The sequence below is a fragment of the Caballeronia sp. LZ032 genome (assembly GCF_031451315.1).
Taxonomy (GTDB): domain Bacteria; phylum Pseudomonadota; class Gammaproteobacteria; order Burkholderiales; family Burkholderiaceae; genus Caballeronia.
The window spans coordinates 41,404-57,453 of sequence record NZ_JARUXP010000010.1; the positions used below are offsets into that span (position 1 = coordinate 41,404).

The 16,050-nt window shown below is 59.1% G+C and carries 15 protein-coding genes and 1 pseudogene; 10 read left to right on the plus strand and 6 right to left on the minus strand.

The genetic code is table 11. The annotated features are described in order from the left end of the window. Positions 1 to 2: 2 nt before the first annotated feature. Genes QCE69_RS38160 through QCE69_RS38170 form a run of 3 tightly spaced genes read left to right on the plus strand, consistent with a single transcriptional unit; the run spans position 3 to position 3,254 of the window. Positions 3 to 1,121, plus strand: coding sequence for a hypothetical protein (locus QCE69_RS38160; RefSeq protein WP_008343100.1), 1,119 nt, complete (start codon positions 3 to 5; stop codon positions 1,119 to 1,121). Between the two features lie 12 nt (positions 1,122 to 1,133). After that, a complete protein-coding gene (locus tag QCE69_RS38165) occupies positions 1,134 to 1,763 on the plus strand; it encodes a type 4 pilus major pilin (RefSeq protein WP_309935995.1) in 630 nt (209 codons plus the stop codon). Between the two features lie 33 nt (positions 1,764 to 1,796). After that, positions 1,797 to 3,254, plus strand: a complete 1,458-nt coding sequence (locus tag QCE69_RS38170) for a hypothetical protein (protein WP_309935996.1) — start codon at positions 1,797 to 1,799, stop codon at positions 3,252 to 3,254. Between the two features lie 767 nt (positions 3,255 to 4,021). Here QCE69_RS38170 and QCE69_RS38175 read toward each other — a convergent pair. The 6 genes from QCE69_RS38175 to QCE69_RS38200 form a co-directional block, all read right to left on the minus strand. Beyond that, the gene (locus QCE69_RS38175) at positions 4,022 to 5,170 is read right to left on the minus strand and encodes a CAP domain-containing protein (protein WP_309935997.1); all 1,149 of its coding nucleotides are present in this window, start codon (positions 5,168 to 5,170) and stop codon (positions 4,022 to 4,024) included. A gap of 210 nt (positions 5,171 to 5,380) precedes the next feature. Continuing rightward, positions 5,381 to 5,755, minus strand: coding sequence for a hypothetical protein (locus QCE69_RS38180; RefSeq protein WP_309935998.1), 375 nt, complete (start codon positions 5,753 to 5,755; stop codon positions 5,381 to 5,383). 3 nt (positions 5,756 to 5,758) lie between these two features. Continuing rightward, on the minus strand, positions 5,759 to 5,929 hold the full coding sequence (locus QCE69_RS38185; RefSeq protein WP_244818499.1) for a hypothetical protein: 171 nt from the start codon (positions 5,927 to 5,929) through the stop codon (positions 5,759 to 5,761). Positions 5,930 to 5,958: 29 nt separating this feature from the next. After that, positions 5,959 to 7,143 carry a FlhC family transcriptional regulator gene (locus tag QCE69_RS38190; protein ID WP_309936000.1) on the minus strand — a complete coding sequence of 395 codons (1,185 nt, stop codon included), beginning with the start codon at positions 7,141 to 7,143 and terminating at the stop codon, positions 5,959 to 5,961. A 69-nt stretch (positions 7,144 to 7,212) separates the two neighbouring features. Then, entirely contained in the window at positions 7,213 to 8,448 is a 1,236-nt protein-coding gene (locus QCE69_RS38195) for a hypothetical protein (RefSeq protein WP_008343116.1), read from the minus strand. Between the two features lie 292 nt (positions 8,449 to 8,740). Next, complete coding sequence (locus tag QCE69_RS38200; RefSeq protein WP_309936001.1) at positions 8,741 to 9,421, minus strand: nuclease-related domain-containing protein; 681 nt, start codon at positions 9,419 to 9,421, stop codon at positions 8,741 to 8,743. Between the two features lie 383 nt (positions 9,422 to 9,804). Here QCE69_RS38200 and QCE69_RS38205 point away from each other — a divergent pair, with 383 nt between their 5' ends. The 7 genes and pseudogenes from QCE69_RS38205 to QCE69_RS38235 all read left to right on the plus strand — a co-directional run. After that, complete coding sequence (locus QCE69_RS38205; RefSeq protein ID WP_053572386.1) at positions 9,805 to 10,104, plus strand: hypothetical protein; 300 nt, start codon at positions 9,805 to 9,807, stop codon at positions 10,102 to 10,104. 108 nt (positions 10,105 to 10,212) lie between these two features. Next, entirely contained in the window at positions 10,213 to 10,647 is a 435-nt protein-coding gene (locus QCE69_RS38210; protein WP_370653502.1) for a hypothetical protein, read from the plus strand. Between the two features lie 10 nt (positions 10,648 to 10,657). After that, positions 10,658 to 11,443, plus strand: coding sequence for a hypothetical protein (locus tag QCE69_RS38215; RefSeq protein ID WP_309936002.1), 786 nt, complete (start codon positions 10,658 to 10,660; stop codon positions 11,441 to 11,443). A gap of 11 nt (positions 11,444 to 11,454) precedes the next feature. Beyond that, positions 11,455 to 11,961, plus strand: coding sequence for a single-stranded DNA-binding protein (gene ssb / locus QCE69_RS38220; protein WP_309936003.1), 507 nt, complete (start codon positions 11,455 to 11,457; stop codon positions 11,959 to 11,961). 254 nt (positions 11,962 to 12,215) lie between these two features. After that, a complete protein-coding gene (locus tag QCE69_RS38225) occupies positions 12,216 to 13,409 on the plus strand; it encodes a site-specific integrase (RefSeq protein WP_309936004.1) in 1,194 nt (397 codons plus the stop codon). Continuing rightward, a complete protein-coding gene (locus QCE69_RS38230; RefSeq protein ID WP_309936005.1) occupies positions 13,406 to 15,049 on the plus strand; it encodes a tyrosine-type recombinase/integrase in 1,644 nt (547 codons plus the stop codon). Before QCE69_RS38225 ends, QCE69_RS38230 begins: the two co-directional genes overlap by 4 nt. Beyond that, a pseudogene (locus QCE69_RS38235) lies at positions 15,027 to 16,050 on the plus strand (hypothetical protein); the annotation flags it as partial. The gene QCE69_RS38230 and the pseudogene QCE69_RS38235, both read left to right, overlap by 23 nt.

Below are 16,050 nucleotides of genomic sequence, written 5' to 3' on the forward strand. Positions count from 1 at the left end.
CCATGTTCACCACGTTCGCAAAGATGTTGCCCAAGCGGCAGCAGTTGGTCGTCGCGCGCTGGCGGTTTCAGAAAGTCCGCGAGGACTTTTACCGCGAGACGCGTCTCGATATCGCCGCAAAGGGCCTGCGCAACACCGAGACGCTGTTCGACCGGCTTGAAACGTACGAAAAGCGCAGCCGCACGCGCGGCAAGATCGAGTGGCGCGTGTTTGCCAGCATCCGGGAAACGATGCAGCGCGGTGAGAGCTTTTCGCTCGCTATCAAGCCATTCATCCCTGGCGACGAGTACGCGCTGCTGGACATTGCCGATGAATCATCACGCGAAGACTCGGTCGTCCGTGGCTTCGAACTGGCGGAAATGGCGGCGAAGGCTAAGCGCGTGCTGTCGTCGACGACTTCGGTGCAGATGGCCTACCCAGCGTTGCTGCTGGTCTACATGTACGCATACTGCATGCTGTTTGGCGGCGTCATCTTCCCGCAGGTGCTCGATGTCCGGCCGCTCGACCAATGGCCGGATCTTGGCCGGTTTCTCTATCACGTCGACACGTTTTGCTACGAGTACTGGTGGCTCACGCTCACGGCGATCATCGGCCTCGTGCTCGCTTACTTCTCGAGCCTGAAGCGTTGGTCCGGGCCTCTGCGGGACAAGTTCGACCGCATGCCGCTTCTTTGGCGCAATCGCCGCGACCTGCGAGCTGCACTGTTGATCGTCTCGCTGGCCGGTCTGTTCGATTCAAATCTGACACTGCGCGCGGCGCTCGAGCGGCTGTTGAAGACTGCCGATCCGTGGCTGCGCTGGCATCTGAAGATCATGGATCGACGCCTAACGGCTCGCTCGGACGAGCCGATGCGCGCGCTCGACACCGGCATCTTCTCGGTGACGATCGTCGACACGATCACCGACGCCGCGGGCCGCGATCAGTTTGAAGCCGCGATCAAGAGCCTTGGCCGCGAGTCGCTTGATCGCGTCGTTGAAGCAGTCAAGCGCAACGCCCGAATGACGCACTTCATGCTGCTCGGCTTTGCCGCTGCACTGTTCCTGACCCTCGGCATCGGCTCATACGTCGTGACGGGTGCCGTCAACCTGACATCGGGGAATCCCGCCGCATCTAGCTACTAAGGAAAACACAAAATGACCAACGAAAACACGCAAGCAGTCCAGACCGACCCGATTGAGATGAACCCGATTAAGGCGCGCCGCGCACGGATGCTCAAGATGGCGCGTGCGACTAAGCAGTCAGGCGAGTTGTCCATGATTGAAGCAGGGGCGGTGATGGCTGGTGCCGCGTTGCTCGCGCTGGCTGTCTACGCGGGCGGCAAGTACGTGCTCGATCTGATTCACGCGTCCCAGTTCAAGAGCGAAGCGCAGATGTTCCACACGGGCCTGTTGAACGCGACGCAGAACGACGCCGATTTTTCCGCAGAGACGCTCACCGTGCTCGCGCAGAACCACGCCTTCGATTCGGCCGGTTCGCGCGTGGCATCGGACAAATCGTCGGTTAAGGGCATGTTCAATGGCACCGTGACGGCTGCCGTTGGCACGCTCGTTACCTCCAATGATTCATTGATTCTCACCTACCCCGTCACTTCGACGGTTTGCTCGCTGAGTGCCGCAGCGCTGGTGACCGTCTACACCCAGGTAACGGTGAACGGCACGACGATTTTCTCGCCGACGACGACGTTCAATCCCGCAACGGTCGCGACCGCGTGCGCGTCCAACGGCGCAATGGCGTCGATGGCGCTGTGGACCACTCGCACGTAATCGCGGGGCGCCGATATGGGAAGCATTCTCGAGATGTTGATCGTCCTGATCGGCGCGGCGTTGCTGACGGTACAGGGAATCAAGGAAGACATTTCTGCTAAGCGCCAGAACCTACTCCAGGTCGAAGGGCAGAACATAGCGTCGATCAACTCGGCGCTTGGCAGCTTCATTACCAATAACTACGCGTTGCTTATTCCAGCGGGTTTTTCGCAGACGACCTCCACTGCGATTACTGCACCGACACTCGATCAATTGAGCGCGCAATCAAACAACAAGGTCGCGTTCAAGAACGGGCCGTTCTGGGGCGGCGCTTACCAGATCGCCCTGTCCGTTGTACCCGACAACTGTTCGACCGCAGCGGGCAATTGCCATATCGCCTCGCAGATTTATCCGAGCTTGCCGCTCATCAGCATGAAGGACAAAACTGCTGACATTGCCGGTGCGGGCGTGCTGGCTGCTGCAGGAGGCGCGCAGTTCGGCTACTCGACCAACCGCACGCCTGCCACCATTACCGGCATCCACGGACAGTGGTCGTTTCCAAATCCTGCTGGAAGCAAGCCAGGAATGGTGCTCGCGATTAACGGCTTCGGAGCGGACGGAAATTCGCCGTACTACCGGCGGGATGGCGCATTACCGCTGACCGGAACGATGAACGCAAACAATCAGGACATGCAGAACGTCGGCAACGTGACGCTTGGCGCGAACAAGGTCTTGAAGATGGTGGGCGGTAGCGTTAACCCGCTGCAGATCGGTGACGGCGCAAGTTACTACGGCGACCCGCAAAACGCGGCAGTGCGGACAAAAGGCGCTTTTTACGTTCAAAACTATAACGGGTCCGGTGCTGCGCCAATTAACGCCGGTGGAGGCACTTTCAACGGAAACACGACTGTCAACGGAAGTGGCACGGTGAATGGCAACGCGACCGTTAACGGCTACATGCAGGTTGTAGGCAACGGGGTGCAAGGGCAAGCCTGCTCGCCAGACGCGGCGATCGTCCGAAATGCGCAGACGTGGAGCTCCCTACTGCTTTGTAGCTATGGACGTTGGCAGCCAATCGGTTCTGCGAACAACAACGCTGCGCCCGGCGCTGCCTGCGCTCCGGCTGGCTCGTTCTATACAGACGTCAACAACAACGGCTACGTGTGCAATTACGAAGGCTACATGACACCGTTGACTCAGACGCTTAGCAACTTCGCGACTGTCTACAAGACGATTGTCCACGATACCTATCCGTGGGTCAGCAAACCGTCTTGTCCCGGTGGAACGCCAGTTGTCGACATAGTTCCGCAGACGACGGGAGTGAACGTGACCGCTGGACCTCCCTATGAATCCGTCGTGTACCGCATGAACGATGGAGGAAGCTATTGGGTTCCTCAGATCACGTTGATCCAGGCTGGCACAGGAGCAGGCGAAACCGGAAACGATCTTGGCCTTACCGCTACGGCCATCGTGCAGTGTCAGTACGGGAATGGCGCAGCGCCCGGCTACTAAGACATCGGCATTAGCGATAAACAACACTAGCACATCAACATGAAGAAGTCGGTTCTTGCACTCGCCGCGCACACGAAGTGGACGACGGCTGCGTTTTTAGTCGCGGCCAGCGTTAACGCATCCGTGTCCGCGCAATCGGCCTCGTGCGCGGGCTGCGCTGGTACGCCTAACCCTATATCGCCGGACTGCCCTAGTGGGCTGACGTGGCAACGTGCGAGCACGGGAGTTTATACGTGTCTCGCTCCAGCGCCGGTCGGCGGTACTCCGCCGGGCGGTGGCGGTGGCGGTGGCGGTGGCGGTGGCGGTGGCGGCCCCGGCGATCCCATAGCGATCTGTATGACCGCGGTAACAAACGCCGGATATTCGAGCCTAACAAGGTACCAGGCGGTCCAGAATCCCGCGCCGTACAAACAGATCAATACTTGGTACGCCAAGGGTCCACGCGTCACCATCAACGGTTGCGGCGACACAACTACGTCCTACATTGCTTACTGCTTTATAAATTCAGGCGGTGCTCTAGATCATGTGGACGCTGCGCCGCAACCGGAGAACATCACTTGTGGCGGTTAAGGCGGTCGAAATCATTTGCGCCATCATCACCGCAACTAGCGCCCTTCGGGGCGCTGTTTTTTTTCAGTGCGTGAAAAGCGTTGGAAAGCGGTATCGAGCATCGCACGACTTCACGTGCCCGGATGCGACGCAAAATGACGGCAAAAACAAAAACGCCCCTTGAAAGGGGCGTACGTCCTACAGCACGAACCGATCAATTACTGCGCGGCAGTCGTGAAGCTCCATGTCGTCGCAGGCAGCGCAACACCGTCCCGCGCGCCGTTGAACGTCACCGTATAAGTGGTATTAGCCCGGAGCGGCGAAAGCGGCAGGAGGATAGCAGTACCGTTCGGAAGCGCATTGTTCGGATCGGCGACCGTCGTTGCGGTGGAGCTCGCTTGCGCGGAAGCCGGAACCAAGATTCGTGCGGCAACCTGAGTTCCCGCCGCATCCGTCAGTGTAAATTGCGACACCGAAAGCGTATCGCGGTTTTCCGCATTCACGCGAACCATGATCGGGCGACCAGGAGCGGTGAGATCTGACGCCGGATTTGGCGCTTCGGGCACCATTGCAGTCCGCACGCCAGCCTCGTTCGTGAACGGCGAATGCACGACGGCGTTCGTCGCGATCTGCTGGCCGCCCGAGTAGGAATTGGCGTTCGCCAAAGGCGCACCGCTGACGCCGGTAAGCGTCCCGTATTCGAGCGAGCAAGTGTACTGAGCCCACGTCGAATCGCCGGGCATGTAGCCAATGCCGACCGTCTCTTGTGTGAATGTCAGCCCTGCCAAGTGATACACCGAGGCAAGGTTCTGGCCGATACAGTCTGCTGCTGCCGCCGCCGTCGTCAGTTGCGAAACATTGGCCGCAATGCTCTCGCCGATGTATTCCGTCGTCGGAGCGCCCGCCTTCTGAGCGCGTGCGAGCGGGGTATCCGCGTAGTAATTTAGGTTGCCCGCAATTTCGTTATGGTCGAGGGTCGGAATCGTGCGCGCTTTCAGGTTCGAGAACAAATAGAGCGCATGGGCCTGTGCAGCCGTGTCCAACACAGGGTCTTGCTTGAGCGTACCCACACCCATCGACGCACGATAATTGTTGACCAAAGCGAATGCCGCCGCTTGGAAGCTGCTGCCGTCGTAAGTCGCGGCCGGGACCGTCGTTGCGGGCGCAACGCCAGTGCTCGGCGTCGTTCCGGTCGGCGTGCTTGCGCCGCTCGGCGTGCCGGCCGGCGAACTCCCTGCGTCTGGCGAACTCGCGGGCGCGGCCGTGCCTGCGGAAGTGCTGCCACCACCGCCGCCGCCGCAAGCAGCCACCAGCAGCGATGCAGCGATCGCGGCCATCGAAAGTTTGAAGTTTTTCTGAATCGTCATTTGTTGTTTCCGACCTAGTTGTTGCAGTCGCCCCCGCGATCTGCTTACTTTCATCTTATCCAGCGGTGTTCGAAGTCAAGGCGACTCGGAAGTCCGCCGCGAAACCGCTTTCCTCGTTGGGAAATTGCCGTTGGCCATTGGCGGCGCAGGCATTGTAATACCCGGTAAAGGGGTTGGAATTTGGCACCGTTGTTTGGTCGCAACCGTTTGCTATCGCTGCTGTCCGCGGGCTCGAAAGTGTTTTACTCGCAAGGCGATAAAGACGACGCCGAGCACCACAGCAACGGCGACGGGCTGTGTCGCGCCTACCGAAGAGAGGAGTGCAGTGCCGCCCCAAAGGAGAATGAGAAAAGTCGCGAGCGCGCCGAACGGTTTGCTTTTCGACATTGCCGCGAATTGCCGCCGGCCTGAGCCGAACTGTTGGGCGAAACGAACATTGCTTCGCTCAAGGTCGAATGCTTCGTTCGGTTGTGCCGTCGCCCGATCGGCGCGGTAGTGCCTCTCATACCGTTGGAACCTCGCGTCGCCGCGGCCTTCGAGCCACGCGGCGACACTGTCTGGAAAGAGGTAAGCGAAGTCCTGCATGGCTCAGTGCGTCACGTCAGAGTGAAATTCGATCGCGCCGATCGCATCGGCAATGCACAGACCATCGGCCTCGCCGTAGTACGCGCCGGTTTGAAGGTCCAGCCAGCCAAACTGCACGCGGCCGTCGCGTGAGAAAACGACGAGTCCAGCTTCAACGCTAAACTGTTCGGACATTGATCGAACTCCCTCCGTTGTGGTTATCGTTACTCGGTCTTCGACTTCGCCTGCTTTTTGGCGGAGCGTGACTTCAGACTGTAGCTGCAGCCCGGACAGAAGAAGTCTTTCGCCAGTTCGATCCTTCCTTGCTCGTTGGAGAGGATGTACTCGGTCTTACAGGTCCGGCACGGTGTCATCGTTAGCCGGGAGTGGATCGCCATTGCTCGGGTGAGGTGGATCGCTCGGTCGGGGCTAATGACCAACTCTTTGCCGAACATCTTCTCGGCGACGTCGATAGAGGCGATAAGCGCCTCAGGGATGTTGCCTCCGTTGGCCAGCGCCGCGCGATAAAGCCATGCCAAGAACGTTCCCTGCAGGCGATGTGTCGGGTGCTCGACGTACCAGATGAGCGACGTCGGGTTGCAGCCGCACGGTGAACTGACGCCGTGGATCTCCCTGTAGGTGTTCCGTGCTTTTGTTGCGTTCAGTGTGAACAGATTGGTCGCAGTCGCAGCGCGGCAGCCTTGTGTCATAAGCGCCCGCGCGTAGACATCGCGTTGAGCCCGGTCCAGCCGAAGGTCCGACCACGCGTGCTTGAATGGCAAGGTGGACGGCGGGAGCTGCGCCGTACGCATGAGGTAATGGGCGACCGCCTCGTTTGACAGCCATCCCGTGCGGTATTCTGTCCAGAACATGTTGTCGTCGAACCGCCATCTATAGAGCGGGAACTTGATCTCGCCGATCGCTGATTGGATGCGACGCATCGGCAGGCCCTTGAGGTAGTGCGCGAGTTCGAGCGAGAGACCTAGCAGCGGTGCCGCCAGAACGTTCATGTGCAGCACGTCCTTAAGCAGCGTCACATAGGAGCTGTTGTTGTGAAATATGTCCCGGCCGGTCATGCCATCGACTTCGGGCATCTTATCCGTCAGCTCTTCCACCTTTCGCGAACGCAGGACGCCGTTGACGAACGTATCCCAGTCTCTGGGGTCCGGCAGGGTAGGGGACAACGCTAGGAACGGCATGTTCATCAGCGTCGCCTTCGGATCGGCGTGCGTGTCGAACAGTTCCATGTTGTCCAGCGATAGGCCCAGCACGCCTTCCGCGTCGGGATACCGCGCAAGCACCTTGTGCATGGCGTCAGTAAGCGAATAGTTTTCGCGCTGGATCTTTTCGGCCAAGAAAGCCGGTAAGGCGATGTTGGTCTCAATCGCGTCCAGAGTATTCTTCGACATTGTCGTTTTCATTATTTTTGTTCCTGTGCGCCTCACGGCGCACAGCCACGTGGTCGGTCTTAGCCCTTTTTACTTAGCGAGCCATGCGTCGAGTTCGCTCTGCGATTTGCGCATCATCGCGGACAACGTCTCCAGCATCGTGCGATGCTCGGCAGGGCTGTCGCATGCCTGGACGGCCAGTTGCGCGGCGGTGAGCTTTCCAGCGAAGGACTCGAACGCGGCGGAAACGCCTTCCATCGTCTTATGCACTTTTTCTGCGGCAGCGAGCGCAGCCTTGGCTTTCTCGCGGTTCTTCTCAACCTCGGTTACTTCTTGCTTCAGTGCGTCCAAGGCTTGCGTCGTCTTCTTAAATTCGGCTGTTTTCTCTTCAAGCGCTTCGACCAGCGAGGTGAAGCCGGGAGGCGTAACAAGCACCTCTTTCACTTGTACTTCGGGCTTCTTGTTCTCGAGCGCGTCAAGCAGACGCTTGATCTCCCTGTCTTTGTCTGCAAGGTCTTTCTGCATGTCGCTCATCCCTGCAGTACGACGGTTGTAGAGGTCATCCAAGCCGTCCAGTTGCTGCTGCTTTGCGGTCAGTGCCCGGGCCTTGGTGTCGAGTTCATCCTTGAGATGCTGTGCCTCGCGCTGCGCAAGGTCGAGTGCGGTCTTCGTGTCCTCAAGTACGGACGTGACGTTGTCTACTTGCTTCTGACTATCGACAAGCGCCTTTTCTTGCTTCTGCAGCGCGTCGAGCAGCTTTTTCACGTCTGCGCGCGTCATATCAGGCTTGGCTTGCTTCTGAGCCATTAGTTCAGTAATGTGCGCGTCGCTGACGGTGGAGGAGGCCAGCATGTCGAGCTCGCCCACATTGAAGATGCGGATAGCCTCCTCGTTGTTACCAAAGCGTTCCCAGCATCGCATGTACTGGCGGGCTGCCGACTCCTTGATCTTCAGCGAGTTCTCGAAGAAGTCGTACGCCATGCGCGCCGCTTTGCGGTGAATCGAGACCGTGTCGCCGCCCTTCGCCACCAGATTGTTACGAATGAGGTAGTGGGCGTGAAAAAGTTGATTGCCGAGCGCGATCATCTCTGCGGAGATGCGTTCCCGGGACTCGGAAACGGCCATCATGGAGTCCGTCAGTCTGGCGACGAGCTCGTCCTCTGCGCCAAAAGCGTCTTTAGCGGCTTTTTCGATGGTGGTTCGGGTGATCCCTTTGTTATCGTCGCGCGGAACGATGAAATCGGACATGGAATCGTCACCGAACGGAACCGGTAGATTGGGATTGAACTTATTCGGAACGTTTCCGGACGTCTCGCCTGACAGCATTTCTTCTCTCCGTTGTGTGCAGCGCTGACGGCGCTGCCCTGCATGCGCGGGGCTGTCATCCCCACAACCTATCGAACGACCGATCGGCTAAGTAACCGATCGTAAATTCTTTGTTACACGTTCCGAGGGTGAAAAGACGCATATTTCACCCCCTCTTTCGCGCAAGCTCTTGCAGACAAAAGCCGCACAGGCGCGAGTAAGCAATCGTTTAACGGTTCACATATGTAACACTTTAACGATTATGTGGAAGACCTTTCCTAATTCAGGGCTTGATTTCGGTCGAAAGTTCTGGTTACGCGACCACCCGCGCCTTGTGGGCAGTAAGCGCCTTTGCTGAGGTGTCGGCGTACATCAGTACGGCCGCCGTGGCGCGACGGACGTCCACCGGCGATCTTTCTTTGAACGAATCGCGCTTGAGTCGCAGCCAGTAGGGCAACTCCTCCAGCGAGAGCAGATCGGTCGACAGGTCCCGGTGAAGCACGGCCGTGGGCGATGTGAAAATGCCGGCACCGGCAACCGGCCACATGCCTGGCAGTTGTTCACGAAGAAATCGGAGCTTGGTCCGGTTCTGCGCTATCGGGGAGCGCCTATCGTCCGTTTCACCGTTGTGCGAAGTTCGGGTGAGATTCCCGGGCATCGCTGACGGCGCAATGTGCCCGGACCAATTTTTCGTCTCAAAAACGAAAATCCCGAAGGGCGTGACCGCAAGGTGGTCGATTTCTGCCGTTGGAAAGGCCGTCCCCGGTGCGTGTTCGATCACCAACGGACCATCGTGCAGATAAAACTCCTCGCCGCACAGGCAGCGGAGGGTCTTGCGCAGCTTCGCCTGCGTCGCAGCCTCGCCCGCAGCGCCGATCGCGTCCGCCGAACGTGGCACTGTCCGCGCCGAATGCGAAGTGCGCGGGCGACGCCGTGCTTTAGACCGTCTATATAGGTAGTAGCCGCCGACGGCGATCAGTAATTTGATAAGCATGTGCTGGCTCCCTGGTATGTATGCTCCAAGCATGGCAGGGCATGCGCGAAGTCAAGGCCGCCCGCTCGCAGTCACAGATGTGTCGAAAAAAGCAAAAGGCGGTATGAAATCGGGAGCTTTCGAAGGCACGCACCTCGCTGGCAGGGCGTAAATTCGCATCTATCCCCGCGTCCACGACGCATCGACCCGAGTTGCGCATACCGATAGGCCGCGCGCTCGCATCCACTTTCCCCTGCTTTGAGCTGCTTCCGCCACGCCTTCATTCGAGCCGTGACGAAAGCGTCTCTCCGCGCGCCGTTTTTCCCTGCTCACCCGAGCATCGAAAATCATCCAGCGCTGTGTTGGCTGGACATCCCTTAGTGCGTCTTTTTCTGGAGAGAAAAATGCCGAAGCAGTTGGTTATGAAGGCGATGAAGTCGCCCGGCTGGTTGGTCGCTGTTTGCTTTGCCCTGTGGTTTGCGGCGCATTCGTTCTTCGCCTTTCTGTTTGTCTCTGCCACCGTCGCTGTATGGATCAAGAGATCCATCAAGGCGGCGCTGAAAGAGGAGAAAGCTGAGGATTCGAAGGCGCCCGCGCACGCCGTTGTCGCTCCGGCTCCCGCCGACGCCAACGTCACGCCCATCAAACGTCAGTACGCCAAGTCCGCAGTGGTCGTTCCACTTAAGACAGGCACCGACAACTAGTCGCTACGCCTGAATGTCAAGACTGCCCGCACGGGCGGTCTTGACCCCTCACCCCAACGGGAAACCATCCCGTTGCGGGCATGGGTTCCCGTTCATTCGGAGATTCCCATGCAAGCAGAAGTAGCCGCATGGCAACTGGACATGTTCGGCGCTCCCGAAGCACCGATCACACGCGTCCAGGCCAAGCCCGATCCGCTGCCCGATCCGCACCTGTGGAGCGGGGCCGTTAAAGACAAGATGGTCGACGCGTTGATCAGTCTCGCGACTGACAGCAGACGCGGCGACAACATGCCCGAGTCGTTAATGGACTGCGCTGCGTTGTTCAGCGAGCGACTCAAAAACCGAAAAAAGATGGAACTCGAAGACTACCGGGCCACGCTCGGATGGGTCATGGAGTTCTGGATGGGCGCCTTGCCGTATCGGTTCGTGTGCCAGATCAACGGCGTCGATCCTGAGATCCTGCAGGACGTCATCTTGAGCAACCCTTTGCTCAAACGCGACATGGAAGAAGTGCGTAGCGAGTGCTTCGGCACGCTGCTCTAGGAGGTCGACTATGAGCACATCAACATTCGGCCGGCTGCTGGGAACGCTCTTCGGAGTGCAGTCGGCGACGCAGGCCCGGAATAGCTACCCCGCAAAGCAATCATCCCCCGTCGAAGTCGGAAAAGGCGGAGCGAACGAGCGGCACATCGCGATCGCTGGTCAACCGATGCTCTTTCGCGACGAGGGCGATGTCGTGGTGCAGTTTCGCCCGGCGTTCGACTATGAGCTACGGCCAACTGCAGTCGGAATGAAGCTGATTCCGGCGCTCGCTCCGCACTGGGAAGTGCTGCGAGAGCACCAGGGTCCGCTCACAGAAGCGATTGCGGCTGCCGTCCGGGACGTTCAGCCGACAGAGGCGCCTTCCGAGCGTTCGGTTGCACCAACCCGCCCAGCCGCCGCGAGCGACGCGCGACCGACAAAGCAAATCGTCGAGACCGTAGCGTCGTCGCCAGCGCGGGCCGCCGAGCCATCGCATCGACCCAGTGAGCGCGCGCGATATGGCGTGCTGAAAGAGTGGGGCGAGAGGGAGTTCCCGGACGGCAAGCGACCGGGGCGGACCTACGAATCCTTCTGCATCACACTTGAGCACCGTACAGGTGTGGACGTGCTGCAAGGCGAGGGTCTTCGCGACGCGATTGCAGAGGCACATTGCAAAGTCGGCGATCGCATAGAGGTCAGGCGCCTTGGCAAGATCAAGGTACCTGCCGTCGATAAACGTGGTCGACCAAAGCTCGATTCCAGCGGCGCGCAAGTGCTCTGGGACAAGTGGCTTTGGGCGATTTCCAAGAAATCTTAAAGGAGCTTTTTATGGCATCAGTAAACAAGGTGATTCTCGTGGGCAACCTCGGAGCCGACCCCGAAACGCGTCATCTGCCGAGCGGCGATGCGGTCGCAAATATCCGACTAGCAACGACAGATCGCTACAAGGACAAGTCCTCGGGCGAGATGAAGGAGCAAACCGAATGGCATCGTGTTTCGTTCTTCGGCCGATTGGCTGAGATCGTCAACGAGTACCTGAAAAAGGGCTCGTCGGTGTACATCGAAGGCAGAATCCGCACGCGCAAGTGGACGGACCAAGCCGGGCAAGAGCGGTATTCGACCGAGATCGTGGCTGAGCAGATGCAGATGCTCGGCGGCCGGGCCCCTGGCGACCGTTCGTCGAACGACGGCTTCGAAAGTCAGCGCCCCGCGCGTCAGGAACGGTCTCAGCAACCGCGACCGAGCAATCCCGCGTCGGCGAACCGCGAACCGCAATCAACTTCATATGGCGGAGGCGGTGGCTTCGGGGACATGGACGATGATATTCCGTTCTGAAGTTCCGCAACCGAGAGTGTAAAGATCAGCCCCGCCTTAGTGCGGGGTTTTTCTTTTTCTACAAGGGCCTGCGGGAAGTTGACAGTTTGCAACAGTAAACGAAGGGGTACCGCGGCTCCCGGTTTTTTGTTCTCGTAAGCCACGATGGTCCACTTCGCTCGCCGACCCAAGCCGGGCGGCCTTATTGCGCCTTTTCATTGAAAATGGCGTAAACATTGCCTACCTTGGATTGGCACGCGTGAGCGGAGGCCTCCATGAGTGCACGATTTCACATCATCGTGATTCGGCATCCAGGCGGGGAGCGCCTGCCCGCATTGGTCGACGGTGATCGACAACCCGTCCCATGGATCAACGTCTACCTGATCAAGCGCCTGCGCCTGCGGCTATCAACGAATAGCTTGGTCAAGACGCTGTACGTGCTCGGACAGTTGTGGGCCTGGTCGATATCCGAGCGCTTCCCGCTGCAAGCGCGACTCGTTTCTGGCCAAGGCTTGAGTCAGGATGAAATCGTGAGCCGCCTGTACCCGTGGTTGCGGCGTAGCTTCCAGAGCTCGGGCAAAGTGACTAGGCTCGTCGTCGCGCCGAGCACCGTCGCCTTTCGACTCAATGTCGTCGCGAAATGCATCACCTGGCACCTCGAATGCGCGATGTCAGCCTTGCCGGTCGGCGCGCCCGAGATCGCGGACATCCAGTCGAGGGTGAGTTTTACGCAGCGTTGCTTCGCGACGCTTGCCCAAGCCGGACGAACCTCTGCCGAGCATGCCGCTTCCTTATCGTCGCAGCAGTTGGACAGACTCATCAAGCTCTGCCATCCAGACTCTCCCGAAAATCCCTGGAAGCCACCATATCGGCAGCGCAACTACCTCATTGTTCTGCTCTTAGCGATGCTTGGTGTGCGGCGAGGAGAATTGCTCAAGCTCCGGGTTTCAGACTGTTTGCTGTCCGGCGATGCGCCCACCGTGCGTATTGTGCGGGCACCCGATGATCCTACGGATCCGCGGGTGGCCGAGCCCCAAGTCAAAACAGAGCCAAGACACGTACCGTGCGACCGGTCTCTGGCACGGATACTCAACGACTACATTTGTGGCTCTCGTCGGCGAATAGCCGGTGCTTCGCGCACGCCCTTCTTGTTCTTGAATCGCAACGGCGGCCCGTTGAGCCTTGTACGTGTCAATGGGATTCTGAGCCAAGTTACCGCGTCTCATCCCGAGTTCGAGCATCTCCACCCCCATCAGTTGAGAAGCACATGTGCCACCGAATTTAGGGCAGCCGGGTTCGCTAATGGTCTCGACGACGAACGCGTGACGAGAAACATGATGTACTTCTTTGGATGGCGCTCAGCGGACTCAGTTAAGCCGTATATCGACGCGGCCGTGCGACGAGAGGCGTACGAAATCGGGCTGCGCTATCAGGTCACCTTGTTCGCGCGATCGGAGGGGAAATCATGACCAACGACGAAGTGAATCGGGCAATGGCTACACACCTGTGGCGTTATGGACTGCCTCGATTGCCCGAAGGCGAGATCGACCGAGATGGTAGACGAGTGGATCTGAGTGGCGTTAGCTGGCGATGTAACGCTGCAACCGCTCACGTGGCCATCAATTGGCCGCGTCTAGAAGTAAGCAACGTCATCGTGAATTACGCGCTCCGTCGCTGGGCCATCATGCTCACGACGCAAAAATCCGGAGCTAGTGTCGGGCAAGCTGTAAAGACAATAGCGAGCGTGCTTGCTGGGAGGGCAATAGAAAGTCGAAGAGTCGTCTCGTCGCGTCGGGCGAGTCTCTGGAAGGAACTCGGCGACATAGGCCATCCTCAGGATCTTCGCCCGGCATTGCGTGCGGTAGTAGAAAGCTCGATCCAAACGCTGCGCGAGTCGAAACAACTTGCCAGCTTCTACGTGATCCGTCAGTGGTACGTCTGGTGCGCCGAAATGCTCACTGGCCTTGGATTCGACAAGTCGTTCGCACAGGATCTTGATGAGATACGAATCCCGGCACGACCGTCAAAACTGGCTGTAGACCTCGAAGACGAAGATTGCGGTCCGTTGTGGGATGTAGAGGTGACATTGCTGCGTCGAGCGTTGAACGATGACACCTCCATGCAGCGCGTCGACGTCATGCAGCGCGTGGCGACGGCGCTCAGCCTCGCCTACGGGCGCAATCCAGCCAACTTCTGCCTGTTGCGCGAGACCGACCTGCGCAATTCGCTAGAGGGATTCGCGGTGCCCGCGCAATGGATGCTGTCTATTCCCAGAATCAAGAAGCGTGGCGTCGGTCCACGACAAGCGTTCGTCGAAGAGCGAGTAAGTGAAGAATTGTTGACGCTGTTGCAGCAGTTACTCCAGGTCAACAAGACAGTCGATTGCGGCCGCTACCCCAGACCCCTCTTCATGCGCAACCGGGTAGACAAGTGGCGCCAGGACACTGACATGGGTGAGTTTGCCTACCATATAACTTCCTACCAGTTCTCCGACCTAGTGAAGGGCTTCGCGCAACGAATGTCGCTTGTCTCGCCGCGCACCTTGCGTCGCATTCGAATCGCGCCGCGTCGATTGCGCTATACGTTCGCGACGACGATGGTGGAGCTTGGCGTTTCCAGAGGCATGCTGGCAACGATGCTTGACCACTCCGATACGCAACACGTCCACGTCTATTACGCGCTCAAGGGACGGCGCATGACGCGCATCCTCGATCGCGCCGCAGCCCTGAAGCTCGGGCCGTTGATGGATCTGTTCAAGGGCAAAATCGTCCCATCAAACGATCAGGCGACTAACGGCGAGCGCCCCGACAAACGTGTTGCTTTCGCTGGCGACATAACGGCGATAGCGCCGGTGGAGGTCGGCACATGCGGCAAGAGCGGCTTATGCGCGCTGGACCCGCCATTCTCATGCTACGTCTGCCCGAAGTTCCAGCCGTATCGCCAAGCCGATCATCGTGCTGTGCTCGATGCGCTGTTGATAGGCCGTGAGCAGCGCATGCAGCAACTCGGGACACGCGTTGCTGTGCAACTCGACGAGGTGATCTACGCAGTAGCGCAGGTCGTCGATGCGGTGGAGGGCAACGTCGATGGAGCTGGCACGAACGCGTAAGTCGATGGCGGCACCGTACTGCGTAGTGGGGGTGCTCTCCAAGAATTGGCTGGTCAATCGTGCGACGCTGATCGCACGCGCCCAAGCTGCTAATCCGTTCGCGGGTGTCGAGTGGAAGAGCCCGGTCTGGAATGTATCAGATGCATACCGGCACCGAATGCGTAGCTACAAGGCGGACGCGCCGGTGCAGCGACTGTTGTTTACGCAACATGGTGTTCGACCACGAGAGTTGGGCGCGGCACTGGCCGGCGCATTCGGCGATGTGGTGAAGTCGTTTGTTTGTGTGCGGCATCAGCAACGCGGTCAGTCTGCGGTCAGTCATATGGTGTTCGTCCGCGCCACGCGCTACGTCTATGAGGCCTTGGCTGACCGCGCCCATGAGATCGGGGAGCTAACCGGCGATCATCTCGACGCGGCAGTGGCCGCCCTGTTCGAGCGCGAGCGCGAATCGTCCGCTTACAAAGTGGTCGGCCACATAGAAGAGTTCGCCGATATGCTTGACCGCAACGGCCTTTGCCGACAGCGCCTTGATTGGCGCTACCGTCGGAAAGTTCGTCCTTGCTTTGCTAGCGACGGACGACGCAAAGGTGACGGCGGCAACGTCAAGCGACGCGGCCTTCTCCCGGATGAGCACACAATACAGGCCATCGGCACGCTGTATCAACGCATTCCCCGTGGCCTACCTCCGACAGACCCGGCAAGCGCGGACCGGATCGTCGTGTTGATTGCGACGCTGATGGTATGCACCGGACTGCGAATCGGCGAAGTACTGACTCTGCCGGCACGGCCGCTGTCATCGGAAGAGGATGGCAGCAAACTTCTGCGGTATGCGCGGCTCAAAGGACGGGCCGATGATATCGCCGTCGAGTGGACGCATAAGCCGTTGCTTAGTGAGACGGAGGGTATGCGTCTCACGTCGGCCGTTCTCCGGGCAGCAGTGAACGGGGGTAATTTGGTTCCCACTAAATGTTTTGACGGGAACCAAAGTGGCCGAGATTGTG

Excerpts from the sequence above, each read along its gene's own strand:
- QCE69_RS38175 (WP_309935997.1), bottom strand. The coding sequence starts at position 5,170 with ATGACGATTCAGAAAAACTTCAAACTTTCGATGGCCGCGATCGCTGCA.
- ssb (WP_309936003.1), top strand. The coding sequence starts at position 11,455 with ATGGCATCAGTAAACAAGGTGATTCTCGTGGGCAACCTCGGAGCCGAC.
- QCE69_RS38210 (WP_370653502.1), top strand. The coding sequence starts at position 10,213 with ATGCAAGCAGAAGTAGCCGCATGGCAACTGGACATGTTCGGCGCTCCC.
- QCE69_RS38180 (WP_309935998.1), bottom strand. The coding sequence starts at position 5,755 with ATGCAGGACTTCGCTTACCTCTTTCCAGACAGTGTCGCCGCGTGGCTC.
- QCE69_RS38160 (WP_008343100.1), top strand. The coding sequence starts at position 3 with ATGTTCACCACGTTCGCAAAGATGTTGCCCAAGCGGCAGCAGTTGGTC.
- QCE69_RS38195 (WP_008343116.1), bottom strand. The coding sequence starts at position 8,448 with ATGCTGTCAGGCGAGACGTCCGGAAACGTTCCGAATAAGTTCAATCCC.
- QCE69_RS38215 (WP_309936002.1), top strand. The coding sequence starts at position 10,658 with ATGAGCACATCAACATTCGGCCGGCTGCTGGGAACGCTCTTCGGAGTG.
- QCE69_RS38205 (WP_053572386.1), top strand. The coding sequence starts at position 9,805 with ATGCCGAAGCAGTTGGTTATGAAGGCGATGAAGTCGCCCGGCTGGTTG.
- QCE69_RS38225 (WP_309936004.1), top strand. The coding sequence starts at position 12,216 with ATGAGTGCACGATTTCACATCATCGTGATTCGGCATCCAGGCGGGGAG.
- QCE69_RS38230 (WP_309936005.1), top strand. The coding sequence starts at position 13,406 with ATGACCAACGACGAAGTGAATCGGGCAATGGCTACACACCTGTGGCGT.
- QCE69_RS38190 (WP_309936000.1), bottom strand. The coding sequence starts at position 7,143 with ATGTCGAAGAATACTCTGGACGCGATTGAGACCAACATCGCCTTACCG.
- QCE69_RS38170 (WP_309935996.1), top strand. The coding sequence starts at position 1,797 with ATGTTGATCGTCCTGATCGGCGCGGCGTTGCTGACGGTACAGGGAATC.
- QCE69_RS38165 (WP_309935995.1), top strand. The coding sequence starts at position 1,134 with ATGACCAACGAAAACACGCAAGCAGTCCAGACCGACCCGATTGAGATG.
- QCE69_RS38185 (WP_244818499.1), bottom strand. The coding sequence starts at position 5,929 with ATGTCCGAACAGTTTAGCGTTGAAGCTGGACTCGTCGTTTTCTCACGC.
- QCE69_RS38200 (WP_309936001.1), bottom strand. The coding sequence starts at position 9,421 with ATGCTTATCAAATTACTGATCGCCGTCGGCGGCTACTACCTATATAGA.